Source organism: Methylocystis rosea (assembly GCF_003855495.1).
GTDB classification, from domain to species: Bacteria; Pseudomonadota; Alphaproteobacteria; order Rhizobiales; family Beijerinckiaceae; genus Methylocystis; species Methylocystis rosea_A.
In genome coordinates, this window is sequence record NZ_CP034086.1 from 3,591,366 (window position 1) to 3,604,868 (window position 13,503).

General features: G+C 59.6%; 11 protein-coding genes. 6 read left to right on the plus strand and 5 right to left on the minus strand.

The genetic code is table 11. The features are described 5' to 3' along the window. Window positions 1–550: 550 nt before the first annotated feature. The 3 genes from EHO51_RS17540 (at window position 551) to EHO51_RS17550 (ending at window position 3,718) form a co-directional block, all read left to right on the plus strand. Entirely contained in the window at window positions 551–1,372 is an 822-nt protein-coding gene (locus tag EHO51_RS17540) for a DUF3313 domain-containing protein (protein ID WP_124740216.1), read from the plus strand. Between the two features lie 230 nt (window positions 1,373–1,602). After that, complete coding sequence (locus EHO51_RS17545) at window positions 1,603–3,114, plus strand: efflux transporter outer membrane subunit (protein ID WP_245434659.1); 1,512 nt, start codon at window positions 1,603–1,605, stop codon at window positions 3,112–3,114. A gap of 208 nt (window positions 3,115–3,322) precedes the next feature. Next, window positions 3,323–3,718, plus strand: coding sequence for a DJ-1/PfpI family protein (locus tag EHO51_RS17550; RefSeq protein ID WP_348629946.1), 396 nt, complete (start codon window positions 3,323–3,325; stop codon window positions 3,716–3,718). A 710-nt stretch (window positions 3,719–4,428) separates the two neighbouring features. On the opposite strand, the gene EHO51_RS17555 is transcribed toward EHO51_RS17550, so the two are convergent. From EHO51_RS17555 to EHO51_RS17575, 5 genes are all read right to left on the minus strand, one after another. Next, complete coding sequence (locus EHO51_RS17555) at window positions 4,429–5,502, minus strand: serine/threonine-protein kinase (RefSeq protein ID WP_124739928.1); 1,074 nt, start codon at window positions 5,500–5,502, stop codon at window positions 4,429–4,431. Next, complete coding sequence (locus tag EHO51_RS17560; RefSeq protein WP_124739929.1) at window positions 5,499–6,551, minus strand: serine/threonine-protein kinase; 1,053 nt, start codon at window positions 6,549–6,551, stop codon at window positions 5,499–5,501. Before EHO51_RS17560 ends, EHO51_RS17555 begins: the two co-directional genes overlap by 4 nt. Beyond that, window positions 6,535–7,641, minus strand: coding sequence for a PP2C family protein-serine/threonine phosphatase (locus EHO51_RS17565; RefSeq protein WP_124739930.1), 1,107 nt, complete (start codon window positions 7,639–7,641; stop codon window positions 6,535–6,537). Before EHO51_RS17565 ends, EHO51_RS17560 begins: the two co-directional genes overlap by 17 nt. Window positions 7,642–7,731: 90 nt before the next feature. Next, on the minus strand, window positions 7,732–8,055 hold the full coding sequence (locus EHO51_RS17570; protein ID WP_124739931.1) for a helix-turn-helix domain-containing protein: 324 nt from the start codon (window positions 8,053–8,055) through the stop codon (window positions 7,732–7,734). Next, window positions 8,039–8,419, minus strand: coding sequence for a type II toxin-antitoxin system RelE/ParE family toxin (locus EHO51_RS17575; protein WP_124739932.1), 381 nt, complete (start codon window positions 8,417–8,419; stop codon window positions 8,039–8,041). The genes EHO51_RS17570 and EHO51_RS17575 overlap by 17 nt, the downstream gene beginning before the upstream one ends. 297 nt (window positions 8,420–8,716) lie before the next feature. On the opposite strand from EHO51_RS17575, the gene EHO51_RS17580 reads away from it, so the two are divergent. From EHO51_RS17580 to EHO51_RS17590, 3 genes are all read left to right on the plus strand, one after another. After that, entirely contained in the window at window positions 8,717–9,931 is a 1,215-nt protein-coding gene (locus EHO51_RS17580) for a DUF932 domain-containing protein (protein WP_245434660.1), read from the plus strand. Window positions 9,932–10,093: 162 nt separating this feature from the next. Continuing rightward, window positions 10,094–12,226 (plus strand): ParB/RepB/Spo0J family partition protein, encoded by a 2,133-nt coding sequence (locus tag EHO51_RS17585; RefSeq protein WP_124739933.1) that lies wholly within the window; start codon window positions 10,094–10,096, stop codon window positions 12,224–12,226. A 69-nt stretch (window positions 12,227–12,295) separates the two neighbouring features. Continuing rightward, window positions 12,296–13,336, plus strand: a complete 1,041-nt coding sequence (locus tag EHO51_RS17590) for a DUF7146 domain-containing protein (protein WP_124739934.1) — start codon at window positions 12,296–12,298, stop codon at window positions 13,334–13,336. The last annotated feature ends 167 nt before the right edge of the window (window positions 13,337–13,503 follow it).

The following is a 13,503-nucleotide window of genomic DNA, read 5'->3' on the forward strand; positions in this document are numbered from 1 at the left end:
GCCAGAAGCGTCCGGATCTCAAGATATTCATCGACAACGAGAACTTGCGGTGCATGCATGGACAGACGGACGTTCCACAGTAATCTCCATGAGTGTCTGATCACATCAGAGCGGCATGGAGAAAATATTTTTGTAACGAAGGCTGTCCTCAGCCCAGTTAGACATTTTTCGACACAAAAATCGGTCGAGCAGAAACATTCAGTCATGCCTGACCAGATTCAGGGCCACGTAGCCCCCTTATCAATAGCGCAGCGTCAACACTCAGGGGGTCCGAATGCGCGTTTCTACTCACTTCAGTCGTTCTACGTCAGGCAGGACGGCTCCTTTCCACCCGCGACCACCTCGGGTCAAGCGCCATAAGGCATGGATCCATCCGGCGCGGGGACGGGGTTGTTCGCGCGCTTATCGCCAGTTGTCGAGCTGGACGAACGTCTTGATCCTGCGCGCGGCTCTACTGGTCATCCCCATTGACTGCGAAGCCACAACACAACCGTTTGGTCGATCCTCTCTTGTGCAGTTAGGCGGCATACCCCGCTGCGGTTCCTTCGCGATGTGGGTCGTCGCTAGCTTACTGTCCGGCTGCGCAACTGCGCCGCTTGTCCAAGGTGTTGGTCTGTCGTCATACGAGGGTCTGACTCCCTCTGATGGCCTGGTCACGAAGTCGCGCTTTCAAATAAGGAAGGAGCGTGTCATGGCGGCAAAAACGATCAAGATCGCGCCGACAGCTTTCCCGCCTACCGTCGCGCCGACGTTGTCGAACGAACAGCGGGCGCTCGTAGCGAATGCTGTGGATCGCGCTCTGTGTGTCAGCCTCAGCGATCGCTTCGATGTGGTCTCGTTGGATGCGCCAGCTGACTTGACCGTACGCGCCGGCGTTACCCAGGCGACGGAGACCAACGAAGTTGCGGCGGGCCTCTCAGTTGCGACTTCAGTTGGCACAAATTTTATTGATTTTGGCACGAGTGTTCCGATTCCGGTACCGCGCATTCCGTTTGGGTTGGGAGATCTTTCTATTGAAGCTGAAGCAGTTGACCGTTCTGGCCGACAGCAAGCAGCCATGCTTTGGGGTCGAGGCGCAACGGTCTTCTTCAGCTCGCCCAGGGTGTCAAAGGCGAGTGATGCTTACGATTTAGCGGACGCGTTTGGCGATGACTTTGCAAATTTGCTCGTCAAGGGCGAGAGCCCCTTCAACGCCACTGGCATCGATATTCCCTCTTGGCAAAAAATCCACTCGACGATGGGCTTGGCTCCGAAGTATGCGGCGTGTGAGAACTATGGCCGCTATCCAGGCATTGCGGGTTTTGTCGGCGGCCAACTCGGGTTGCCACCTGAATGGACCGATCAAGGCGCAAACAGCACTCCAACGCTGTAACAAATTGGTCTGTGCAGTGGTGAGACGCCCGCTACCCGTCCTCTTCCTTTCAGCGCGAATTTCGATTCGCGCGTGAACGCGAAATGTGCGGTTGCTCCGTCAAGCGATCGCGGAATGAGAACGAGACAGCGGCCCCGGGCACAGCCTCTGTGGGCGTCCATCCATCATGAGGGGGAGCGCCGCTGGATCTCCGCATTGTCGACCAACAAATGATCTGCGCCGGAGTTCCGATGCCCGTTCATGTTATGCATTACCGTCGCTGCGACCCGCGCCTGACGCTGCTATTCGCCGTTCTCTCGAGTTCGATGTTCGCCGGCTGCGCCGTAGGCCCTGACTACGATCAACCTGCTGTGGACCTCCCACGCAGATGGAGCAACGCTGACAGCGGCGACGCCCAACGCCCCGCCCAGCTCTCGCAATGGTGGACTCGCCTCAACGACCCTCTCTTGAACACGCTGGTGTCGCAAGCGGTCGATGCCAACTTCTCTGTTGAGACCGCCAAGGCCCGTGTAAGAGAAGCCCGCGCGCTCGTGAGCCAAGAAGCCGCGAATCTTCTTCCTGTCGGAGACGGCGTCGCTTCCGCCAACAGACTGCGAACCCCAGCGGTCGACGCCATACCGGCCAAAATATCCTCGGCGTATCGGTCCGGCTTCGACGCGAGCTGGGAGATCGATCTCTTCGGCGGGCTACGCAGAAGCGTTGAAGGCGCCCAATACGGAGCGGACGCCGCGGAAGAGGATCTGCGCAACACCCTACTCGTGCTGATTGGCGATGTTGCGCTGAACTACAGCCTGGCGCGGGCGTATCAGGCGCGCGCCGCGCTGGCGCGGAGAGCCGCGAAGTCACAACGAGAATCGGCGAAGTTGACGCGGTCGAAATACGATGCGGGCGTGGCAACGACTGCGGATGTCGCGAATGCCGAGGCGCTGGCCGCGTCGACAGAAGCCGATATCCCTTCGTTTGAAATCGACGCGGCGCGAGCTGTGCACCGGCTCGGTGTTCTGCTGGGCAAGTCACCTTCAGCATTGATCGGACAAATGAAAAATGGGGGCCTTATCTCACGGCCGAAAATGCCGCTGCCTGTCGGCGTTCCGGCTGACGTCCTCCTGACGCGCCCGGACGTGCGAAGGGCCGAGCGGCAGCTCGCTCAGGCCACGGCGAGAATCGGCGTCGCGGAAGCCGCGCGCTATCCCTCCGTCAGCCTGACCGGCAACATCGCGACCGAAGCGCTAGACATCAATGATCTCGCAAGAAAATCGTCGCTCGCTTGGGCGATCGGTCCGAGGCTCACTGTTCCAATCCTGCGCGCCGGGCAGCTCAAGGCCGTGGCCGATGCTGCGCGGGCGCGCCGCGATGCGTCTTTCGCTAATTTTCAGTCGCTGGTTCTAATCGCGATGGAGGATGTCGAGAATGCGATCGTGTCTCTCTCACAGCAACGTATCCGCAGCGGCAAATTAGCTTCAGCCGTTGCCTCTTATCGGACGGCGGCGGACGCCGCTCGGACGCAGTTCGAGACTGGTTCCACCACCTATCTCGAACTCTTGGACGCGCAGCGCGCTCTCTACGCCGCCGAAGGAAAACTCATCGACAGCCGACTCGCAACCGTCGCGGCCTATATTGCCCTTAACAAGTCTCTTGGCGGCGGATGGACAGGGGTGGTTAATACACAGGCGCCTCTGAACATCGACCAGCGGAACGGCCCGCGCATTGCTACAACCCGCATATTCGGGAACGAGCGCTGAAGTTGCGAGTTTTGGCTCGTCCGCGCCAAATTGATGCGCCGCTTCAAAGTGCTGCCGCGAGGACGGCGAGCGGGTTCCGGCATTCCCCGCTGCGCTTAGGTCGTTCGGAACTGACCGTACGACGATCGACAGGCGCGTTCCGCCCGCTTTCCTTATCTGACCGACTTCGCCCGCATAGACCGGATGCAAATTGAATCGCATCTGGCGAATGACCCTTCCGAAGGCGCGGACTCGAAGTCTCACAGATCGCCTGGTCGACGGCTATCGCGCCACGTCTCATTGGGTCACCAAGCCGCTGTTGCCCGTTTTCGGGGCGACGCCGACCGAAGGCCGTTTCGTGCGTGATCGAAACAGGATCACGGCGGAAGGGGTCACCGCCGGTTTGGACTTCGCGCTCTCCCTCGTCGCGGAGTTACGGGATCGCAAATATGCCGAAGGCGTTCAGCTCTTGGCGCAATATGCGCCGGTGCCCCCTTTTAACGCCGGCGAGCCTGGAACGGCGCCAGAGCCAGTCACGACAATGATCGACAATATGTTTGTCGGCCTCAAGGAGGAAATGCGCGGCGCCGCAGCAGCAGCCTATGCAAGATCGAAAGGACTCTGAGGGAAACAAGCGAACAAAAAACGACCCCTGGCTCCGAAGCCGTTCATGGGAAACGCGCGTTCCTTCAGACGACATCATTCCCACGAACGAACGCGATCGGTTCTGCGGCGTAGGTCTGGACAAAGCGTCATAGCGGCATACGTTTCGCACGATGCTACCGCAAGCTATATCGTACTATAGTGAAAGATATCGCGCTCCAGAGGAGTAGCGGAGGAGCGCTACCGCCTTTCCCCACAACGCCTAAATATACGCTATTGTCTTCGGTCGTGCGCTTGATTTTCTGAGCTCCTCGACGCTTCTCTCCGACTGTTTCCGCGATAGCAAAAAATTCTGGGCGCTAGCTTCGTTGCTTCGTTGCCGCTCTGTGGCGCGCGCTTTTTGGGGGCGATCCATTGGTCGCCTCTGCGATGGCGTTGGCGTGAAAGCGCCCGGCCAGCCGCCCCGACTGAATGATGAGCATCACAAGGCGGCTCGTCGCCGTAATCGCGAACGGACCGATGCCGGCGATTCACGGCGTCGTGCGTTGGCGGCTGAGCGTAGCGAAACATCTTTCGCTGAAATTGTGTGCGACGTTCGGCAACTTTAAAATCGAAAATATTAATGATATTAATCACATAATATCCATAGTGTATATTATGTGATTCACCGACTTCAGCGTCTTTGCCGCCGCATTAGCCCCAACCATCCCATAACGTCGCGCCGCGCGACCGTCAGTCGATAACGACAATCGGATGGCCCCTGTGTTGTGGCAGGCCGGGAAAGCGCGAATAGCAGATCTGACGGTTGCTCGACTCGTTTGGCCGACGCGTTCCGTAGACGCTTTCCATACTGAAGAATGTTTGTCCGTGGGCATCGGTCGCGAATCCGCTATATCCATTCTGGATGAGCCGGTGGACGCTGCCCTCTGTCCTATCAACGTTGATGTAGCAGAGTTTCGCGCAATCTGCCACGAGGTCGTCAGCAGAGGGACGAGCGGCAAGGTCGTAATCGAGGCACCGCTCAACAATCACCTGAAGTTTGGATGCAAGAGGCTGGAATTGTGAGTTCGCGGTCATGAACGCAGGCCATGGCTTCCGCGTCCGGTTCTTGACATTGACGGCTGCATCGAGAAATACGCCGAACGGAAAATCGCCTGCCAGAATACGAAACATCAAAGCGCCGAGTGACCAGATGTCTGCTTCCTTGCCGGGGTGATCCCCTTTCCGGCGGAACATCATTTCAGGTGCCATATAAGGCAACGCCCCCTTGATGGTACCCGACGTCGAGCGAGTTAAATCCCCGTCATCTTGCGCCGCGAGAGCGAACACTTCCTCGGTCAAGGTGGCTATTCCGAAGTCCGTGATCTTCAATTCATGGAGATTGACGCCCATTTCGACTATTATGTTGCTGGGCTTCAGATCACGATGGACCACACCGGCGTGATGGGATGCGGCCACGCCTTTCGCTAGGTGACTAAGGACGCGTGCTCCGAGGTGCGGATCTATAGCCCCGAACCGCACAAGCTTTTCCTCTAAAGTTTGCCCTTCGACGTACTCTTCGACTAAAAATGGCTGACCGGCCTCTTCGAAATAATCGTATGTCTTGGCGACGTTATGATGATTGACACGCGCCGCGATGACGGCGCTTTGGCTGAATCGTTTCACTTGCTGACCCGGCTGCGGGGTCTTTACCGCGACATCAATTTCCAACAGTGTATCGCGAGCAAGATAAACATCCTGCATGCCGCCACGGCCGATGTGTCGGACAACATTATACCGCCCGGAGACTATATCGCCCGACTTCATGGCATCACCTCAGGAGTCGATACATCGAATGTCACGAACCGCCGGGCTTGCCCAGGGTTGCCAAACGTTATTACGCAACACCCTGGAACAACATCACCGACTCTTGCGGGGGAATTATTGAGAAAGACAGCGCCTGTCACGTTGATAACGACGAACTCTGTCCCGTTGTACTCGACTCCGATAGAACCCATCGTACTTGCGTTAACGTTTATCTTTCGGCTTTTACGATCCAGATGATGCGTCACACCGCCAAAGACAACAAGCGCTCGATGCTGATTTTCGACGAGTTGCTGCTGCAGAACGAACTGAACCTCGGCCATGCGCGGCCTTCTGGCTGGGTTGCGGGCAAGACATCTATGCACGAGGGAAACCGTTGGCGCTGATAGACCCGGCAAACTCGCGGAGAGCGCTGGTAAGGAGATCGGCTGAGGCGGCTGTTGGGCTAGTTCCGCCGGTGGCCTCGTGCTCAGCAAGGCCAATGCGGTCGCGCCAAACGCGTAAACATCGATTGACGCGTCGAAACTAATCGTCTTGTCGCTCCAGAGTTCAGGTGCCATGAACACAGGAGTGCCGATGATACTTCTGGTAATTGCCGCGTCCGACGACCGCGCAAGCCCGAAATCGATGATCTTGATGACGCCTTCCCTGTCTAGGCGAATATTGTTCGGTTTTATATCTCGATGGATGACGCCGGCTTCGTGAATATCACGCATGCCACATGCGATCTGCCACAACGTATGAATATAGTTGCGGTTCGGTTTGAAGGAGCCGATTTGGAGGTTTTCGCCGTCAATAAACTCCAGAACGATTGCAGTTTCAGGCTGGCGTCTGTCGGTCAATTGGACTACGTCGTACAGCTGAACGACGTGCTTCGAGCGCAGTTTAGCGAGAGCCTTTTGCTCATCCAGTAATCGACGCTCTTCGATTCCTTTTTGAAGGCGCTTGATGATGACGGGGCGTTGCAGATGCGTGTCTACGCATTCCATGATTTCGCCCATGCCGCCGGCGGCGGTGGCACCCGTGAGCGTATATCTACCGGCTATCGTCATCGCCGTCCTTTATATCCGGGGATTTTTCAATCTGGATTTCGAGTTGAACATCCTCCTTCCGAGGTCTGGGATCCTGCCCAGTCTTTTTTGAGGGTCGACGCGCTCCCTTACGTCCCTTCCGATATGCGCCCTGCTTTTCAGCATCCGCTTTGATTGGAGCGACCTCTGGCGCTGCTACAGCCTGAGGCCGGGGCGTTTCACTGACATCGCAGACCCAACTGATCGCCATTGTGCCGAACGGGTCCCATATTTGGATGCCCCCGTCTTGGCCTCTAGCAGCCTGCGTCGACAACGCCTGCAAATCGATCAGGGCTATAGATGCGTTGTCATGGCCGCCGCACCAACGGGCCAAGGCCGATAATCTGTCGGACGCAGCTTTCTGTTCTGGCGCGTGGAAGAGAACGCTGGCGAGTGTGTCGGCGTCAATATAGTGAATCCCATCGGTGGTAAGGGCCAGCTCCATGGCGCCCGTAGGAACGGACCGAATGTGTGGACGCATGCCTGCGCCCATCCCAACGAACTGAAGCAGTTCGCGACCGTGACCGCCAACGGCTTCTTCGAGGGAATCGTCTACCGTTAAGCGCTCTACCTTCACGCCCTTGCCGCACGCGTAAATTCTGCTGTCGCCGAGATTGATGATGACGGGAGACGCTCCTGCGTCGAATAGCAGGGCGGAGAGAGTGGCCCCCCCTCGCCCGCCAGCGAACGCATAGACTGCATCATTAGCGTGGGCGATGGCGGCGGCTGCACGCTGTTCCAATCCTTGATGCCTGTGACGCACCAAGGCATAGAAAAACGATGAAATCGCCAAGGTAGCACATTTCCCGCCATCCCTCATCCCGCCCATGCCATCGGCGACCACGACCGCGATAATAGGCTGGCTGCCTTGCTTTGCGCTTAGGCGTAGGGCTGCAACTCGGTCCTGATTTTCCTCTCGCTGGAGCCCAATGTCGGTGGCGAGGATGGCAGGAAAATCGAAGCATTGATTTTGAGCTCGGTCCGGGACAGATCTCGACAACCAAGTTGCCACTGTTTCCTGAAAGGCGTCGCCGCGACTGGCCGGTGACGTCTCCGAAATGCTTTGCGTCATCTAGTCAACTCATCTCTTCGCCCTGGGCTGTTCAAGTCCTCTTAGCAGGCGTACGATGAAGCACACCGATGGACCGCGACAGTCAGCGGCCTACGCGAGGACTTTAAGCCCATGCTTTTGAACCACGGTAAGCAGCTTGAGCGCCATCCCGCTCGGCCTTTTGGCACCGGTCTCCCACTTCTCGACCGTGCTTTCGCTCGTGTTGAGGTAGCGGGCGAACACGGGCTGGCTGACATTGTTCGCTTCGCGGAGTTGTTTGATCTGCGCGGGCTCGATTTCTGTCGGGACGACTAGGTGGCGCGCATCGAAGTCGCGCATCGTCGCCTTGTCGAGCGCGCCGATTTTGTGAAGCATGGCCGCAGACGAATGGATCGCCTCGGACACATCGCTCTTGAACCTACTTTTCGTCGCCATGACAAATCTCCGTCAGGTCCTTGTCCTTTAAGAGCTGCGCAATCTGCTTATCATCCAGCGTGGCGTAGCTCTTTGCGAGCGTGCGGAAGTCTTCTAATTCATCTTCCTCGATATTGGCGCGGTCCTTCTTTGCGAACAAATATTCGTAAATCCAGAATCGACCGCCCTTCGCGAGGATGATGCTTCGGTGCCTATTCTTGTTCAGGCGTTTCTTGAAGACGCCACCGCCAAGATCGTCGGCCTGGCCCTTCATCACTTCCTGAATCGCTTGGCACAGCTCGTCATCCTTGATGCGTGCCTTGCGTGCCGCCTTAGAAAACCAAGCGGTCTTGAACGTCCGCATGGCTTTTTCCGCATCGGGCATATCCGATATGTAGCACCGGGTGCTATCGATATCAAGATGCGAAACGGCGAAATAATCTATGCCGCAGCTCATTCGCCCGACATTTGGATGGACGGCCGCTGACGCGGCCTCGTCCTCTGCGCTCGGTCGGCTGAAGGCCAGGATGTAAGCGAGTTCTCGTATCTTCGATCGTGCGGCAACGACGCCATATCCGCGCGCGTTTGTTCTTTATCGACAAAGTGAGAGTTTGGCCCGTTTTCCGTGACGGGATGGAAGGTCGCGAGAGAGGCTCGCGGCACCCGTCGCGGAGTTTTGGTCATGAACATCGACGTTGCAAGCGCCGCAGCGGCAGGCACGGGTTCATCCGGGTTTGGCGGCTCTCAAAGTTTCAAAGTGGATCTGTCCCGCGGTCAGCGCATCGGCCGCGTGTCGTCGGAGTGGTTTTCCCGTCCTGACGACGAGCGCTTTCTGTCCCTGTCGGAACTGTTCGCCGCCGTTCGCGGGCGGTCTGAGCGCAGCCGCACGCGGACGGTGGAAAGCGTGGCGATCCGTGTGGAGGCGCGCGCCGACGCCGAGCGCCTGACGTTGGCCTTGCCGCGGTCGGATATTCCAGTCGCGCCGACGCACTGGTCCTTCGGACAGCTTTGCAGTCTGGTCGGTGCGCCGGCGAGCTATTTGCGCGATCTCCCCGCGCCGCTCGCCGGCGTCAATCTCCAGCATGGCCTGCTGTCGCACCGGGCCGAGTTGATCAAGACTCTCGAGGCCGAGGACGGCAGGATCGAACTTCGTGCAGTAACGGGGCCGGACTACGGCCGAATCTGGGACCATGAGCTCGTCGCCGCCGTGATGAACATAGCGGGAAACGGCGTGGGCGACACGCGCTGGAAAATTCCCGGCGTGCTGGACTGGGCCACCATGACCCACAATCCCTTCGTCGACGTTACGAAGGAGACGACCACCCTTTATGCCAGCGACCGCAATGTTTTCCTTTTCCTCGTCGACGATGCGCATCCGATCGAGGCGGGGCGCCTGCCGAATGGCGACCCCGATCTCTACTTCCGCGGCTTTTACTGCTGGAACAGCGAGGTTGGCTCGAAAACGCTCGGCATTGCCTCCTTCTATCTTCGCGCCGTGTGCATGAACCGCAATCTCTGGGGCGTCGAAGGCTTTGAGGAAATCAGCATCCGGCACAGCAAATTCGCGGCGCAGCGCTTCGCCCATGAGGCGGCGCCGGCTCTCGAGAATTTCGCGCGGTCCTCGCCGGCGCCTTTCATCGCCGGCGTGAAGGCGGCGCGCGAACGGATCGTCGCCCGCAAGGACGAGGAACGGGAGGCGTTTCTGCGTAAGCGCGGATTCAGCAAAGCCGAAACGGCCAAAGTGATCGCGGCGGTTCTGAATGAAGAAGGCCACCCGCCGGAGAGCATCTTCGACTTCGTGCAGGGCATCACCGCAATCGCCCGCGCCAAGCCGCATCAGGATGCGCGCCTCGAGATCGAGGGCAAGGCCAAAGCGTTGTTGGAGCGCGCCGCCTGATCATCGTGACGCAATGACGCCGAGACCACGGTCCTCTGGCGCTGTGCCTTCCTCCTCCTATTTTTTGGCGTCGCCCTCAGAGTAAGAGGGCGGCGCTGCGCTTCGTGACGGGTTTCAGGTCGAGAGAAAGGCTTTCGGCCGCCCGTCGCGGAGTAAAACCCCATGGCGAAGACGGCTCAGAAAATTCAGTTGAGCGCCTCGCGCGATATCCCCTTCAACAAACTCGTGCTGTCGCAATCGAATGTGCGGCGGATCAAAGCCGGCGTGTCGATCGAAGAACTCGCCGAGGACATCGCCCGCCGCACGTTGTTGCAGAGCATCACCGTGCGGCCTGTTCTCGACGAGCTTGGCGCCGAGACTGGCATATTCGAAATCCCGGCCGGCGGGCGACGATACCGCGCGCTCGAACTGCTGGTGAAGCAGAAGCGTCTCGCGCGCACCGCGCCGATCCCATGCGTGGTGCGCACCGAGGGAACGCCGGAGGAGGATAGTCTCGCCGAGAATGTCCAGCGGGCCCCTTTGCATCCGCTTGATCAATTCCGGGCGTTTCTGGCGCTGCGCGAAAAAGGTCAGAGCGAAGAGGAGATCGCGGCGGCGTTTTTCGTCAGCGTCAATGTGGTAAAACAGCGGCTGCGACTCGCAGCTGCTTCCCCGAAGCTGCTCGACATCTACGCCGAAGATGGCATGACGCTCGACCAGCTCATGGGTTTCACCGTCAGTTCGGACCATGAGCGACAGGAGCAGGTCTGGGAGGCGATCCAGCGCTCCTACAAAAAGGAAGCCTACCAAATCCGCCGGCTTCTGACCGAGGGCGCCGTGCGCGCCAGCGACAAGCGGGCGCAATATGTCGGCGAAGATTACATCACCGCCGGCGGCGCCGTCATGCGCGATTTGTTCCAGAACGACGACGGCGGCTGGCTGCAGGACACCCGCCTGCTGGACCGGCTGGTCGCGGAAAAACTCGAACGCGACGCGCAAGCCATCCGCGCCGAGGGCTGGAAATGGGTCGAGGTCGCGACCGATTTTCCTTACGGCCATACCTACGGCCTGCGGCCCATCTCGGGAGAGCGCCAACCTCTGACGGACGAAGAAACCGCGACACTCGACGCTTTGCGCGCCGAGGCCGAGCAGCTTGAAGAAGCCCACGCAGATGCGGACGAGATTCCCGAGGAAGTCGATCAACGCCTCGGCGAGATCGAGACCGCGATCGCCGCGATCGAGGAGCGGCCGGTCAGCTACGATCCCGTCGAGATCGCCCGGGCGGCCGCGTTCGTCAGCATCGACGGTTCGGGCCGGCTGCGCGTCGAGCGCGGCTACATCCGCCCCGAGGATGAAGCGTCGCTCACCGAATCGGAAGCTCCCGATCAGGAGAATGAGAACGAGACCAGCGCCTCGCCCTCATCAGCATTAGCCGCTTCCAAGGCTGTCGCGTCGAACGCCGGCGCGGTTCAATCCGAGCCGGCGGAAGACGAGGACGAAGGTCTGCGGCCTCTGCCCGATAAATTGCTCGCCGAACTTACCGCCTATCGCACGCTGGCGCTGCGTGAAGCGGTGGGCAATGATCCCGGCGTCGCCTTTCGCGCGGCGCTGCATGTTCTCTGCCTGAAACTGTTCTACCATTACGGCTCCGACTCCTGTCTGGACATCGAACCGAAATCGGTTGCCTTCGGCGCTCAAGCCCCGGGACTTGGCGATACGCCGCTCGCTACTAAAGTCGACGCGCGTCATCACGATTGGTCGCAGCAGCTTCCCGCCGATCCCGGCGATCTGTGGGACGCTTTGACGACCTTCGACGCCGGGATGCAGCAACGCCTCTTCGCCCATTGCATCTCGCTTACCATCAACGCCGTGCATGAAGCGTGGAACCGCCGGCCAAGGGCCATCGCCCACGCGGATCGTCTCGCACATGTCCTGTCGCTCGACATCGCCGCGACCGGCTGGACGCCGACCGTCGATAATTTCTTCGGCCGCGTGACCAAAGCGCGAATCATTGAAGCCGTGCGCGAGGCAAAGGGCGCCGAACAGGCGAAGCGCATCGAGCAGTTGAAGAAAGGAGACCTGGCGCGGGAGGCCGAACAGATGCTCGCCGGTTCTGGTTGGCTGCCCGAACCGCTGCGCACGCCTGATCGCGCGGCGCATCAATCGGAGCCGTCGACCGCAGTGACCGCCACTGTCGATACGGGGGTCGAAGAAACGGCGGCGATAGAGCGCGAAACGGCTATCGACGAAATCGTCGATGAAAGCGACGCTGGCGACGCGTCGGTGGACGAACCCCAGGACGTTGCCGCCGAATGACCTCCCCGAGGCCGACCACGAGGGACTCGCCAGCAATGGCGGGTCCCTTTCGCTTTGGAGGACGTAGATTTGTCCAGCCCAGCATCAGAACTGGCGCAGCGTCTCGCGCGCGAGGCCGAGGCGGTCTGCCGCCACTATCTCTCCAACGGCCGCCGCCAGGGCAATTATTGGCTTGTCGGCGATGCGCGAAACACGCCCGGCCGTAGCCTGTTCGTTCGCTTGAGCGGACCTGAAAGCTGCAAGGGCGCCGCTGGAAATTGGGTTGACGCCGCCTTGGGCGAACATGGCGATCTGCTCGATATTATTCGCGAGGCGTGTCGCCTCGACGACTTCCGGGATGTGGTCATTGAGGCGCGGCGCTTTCTCAGCCTGCCGCAAACGACGCCGGGTTCGGTCCACTCCCGAATTCAGGCAATCACGCCCATCGGTTCGCCTGAATCGGCGCGACGCTTGTTTGCTATGTCGCGCTCAATCGAGGCCACAATCGTCGAGAGGTATTTTCGCCATCGTGGAATTACGGCGTTGCACGAAACCGCAAATCTGCGCTTCCACCCACGCTGCTACTGTCGGCCCGACAATCGTTCGACGCTTCAGATCTGGCCCGCAATGATCGCCGCAGTCACCGATCTCAACGGAAAGCTCACCGGAGCGCATCGCACCTGGCTCGACCCGTCGGGCCACGACAAGGCGCCGATCGAGACGCCGAGGCGAGCGATGGGCTCTCTTCTTGGCCACGGCGTCAGATTCGGCGTGGCGCGCGACGTCATTGCGGCTGGCGAAGGCATCGAAACCGTGCTGTCGCTTCGCTGCGTCATGCCCGACATGCCGATGATGGCGGCGCTGTCGTCCGCGCATCTCGCCGCCATCCTGTTTCCTGCGTCGCTGCATCGCCTCTACATTCTTCGCGACAACGATACGGCGGGTGATAATGCGTCGGCGATCCTGGTCGAGCGTGCAACCGCCGCCGGGATCGAGGCGATTATCCTGTCGCCGGCTTTTGACGACTTCAACGACGATCTTCGCCGCCTCGGCGTCGACGATCTGCAAGCGGCGATAAGGGGTCAAATTGCGCCGGAAGACGTCGCCCGCTTCATGAGATTTTCGGCGTGAGCCGATACGGGGAAGGTAGCGCGCGAACTCATGTCGGACTTGTCGCGTTCGCTCGGCGCGCTTTCCAAAAGCTTCGGAGAGGACCGCGGCACAGGCCTTCATAGTGGGCGACCTTGCGGCAAGCGGTCCGGCCCGCAATGGCTGCGGGCCGACTATTTTCCGTCGCG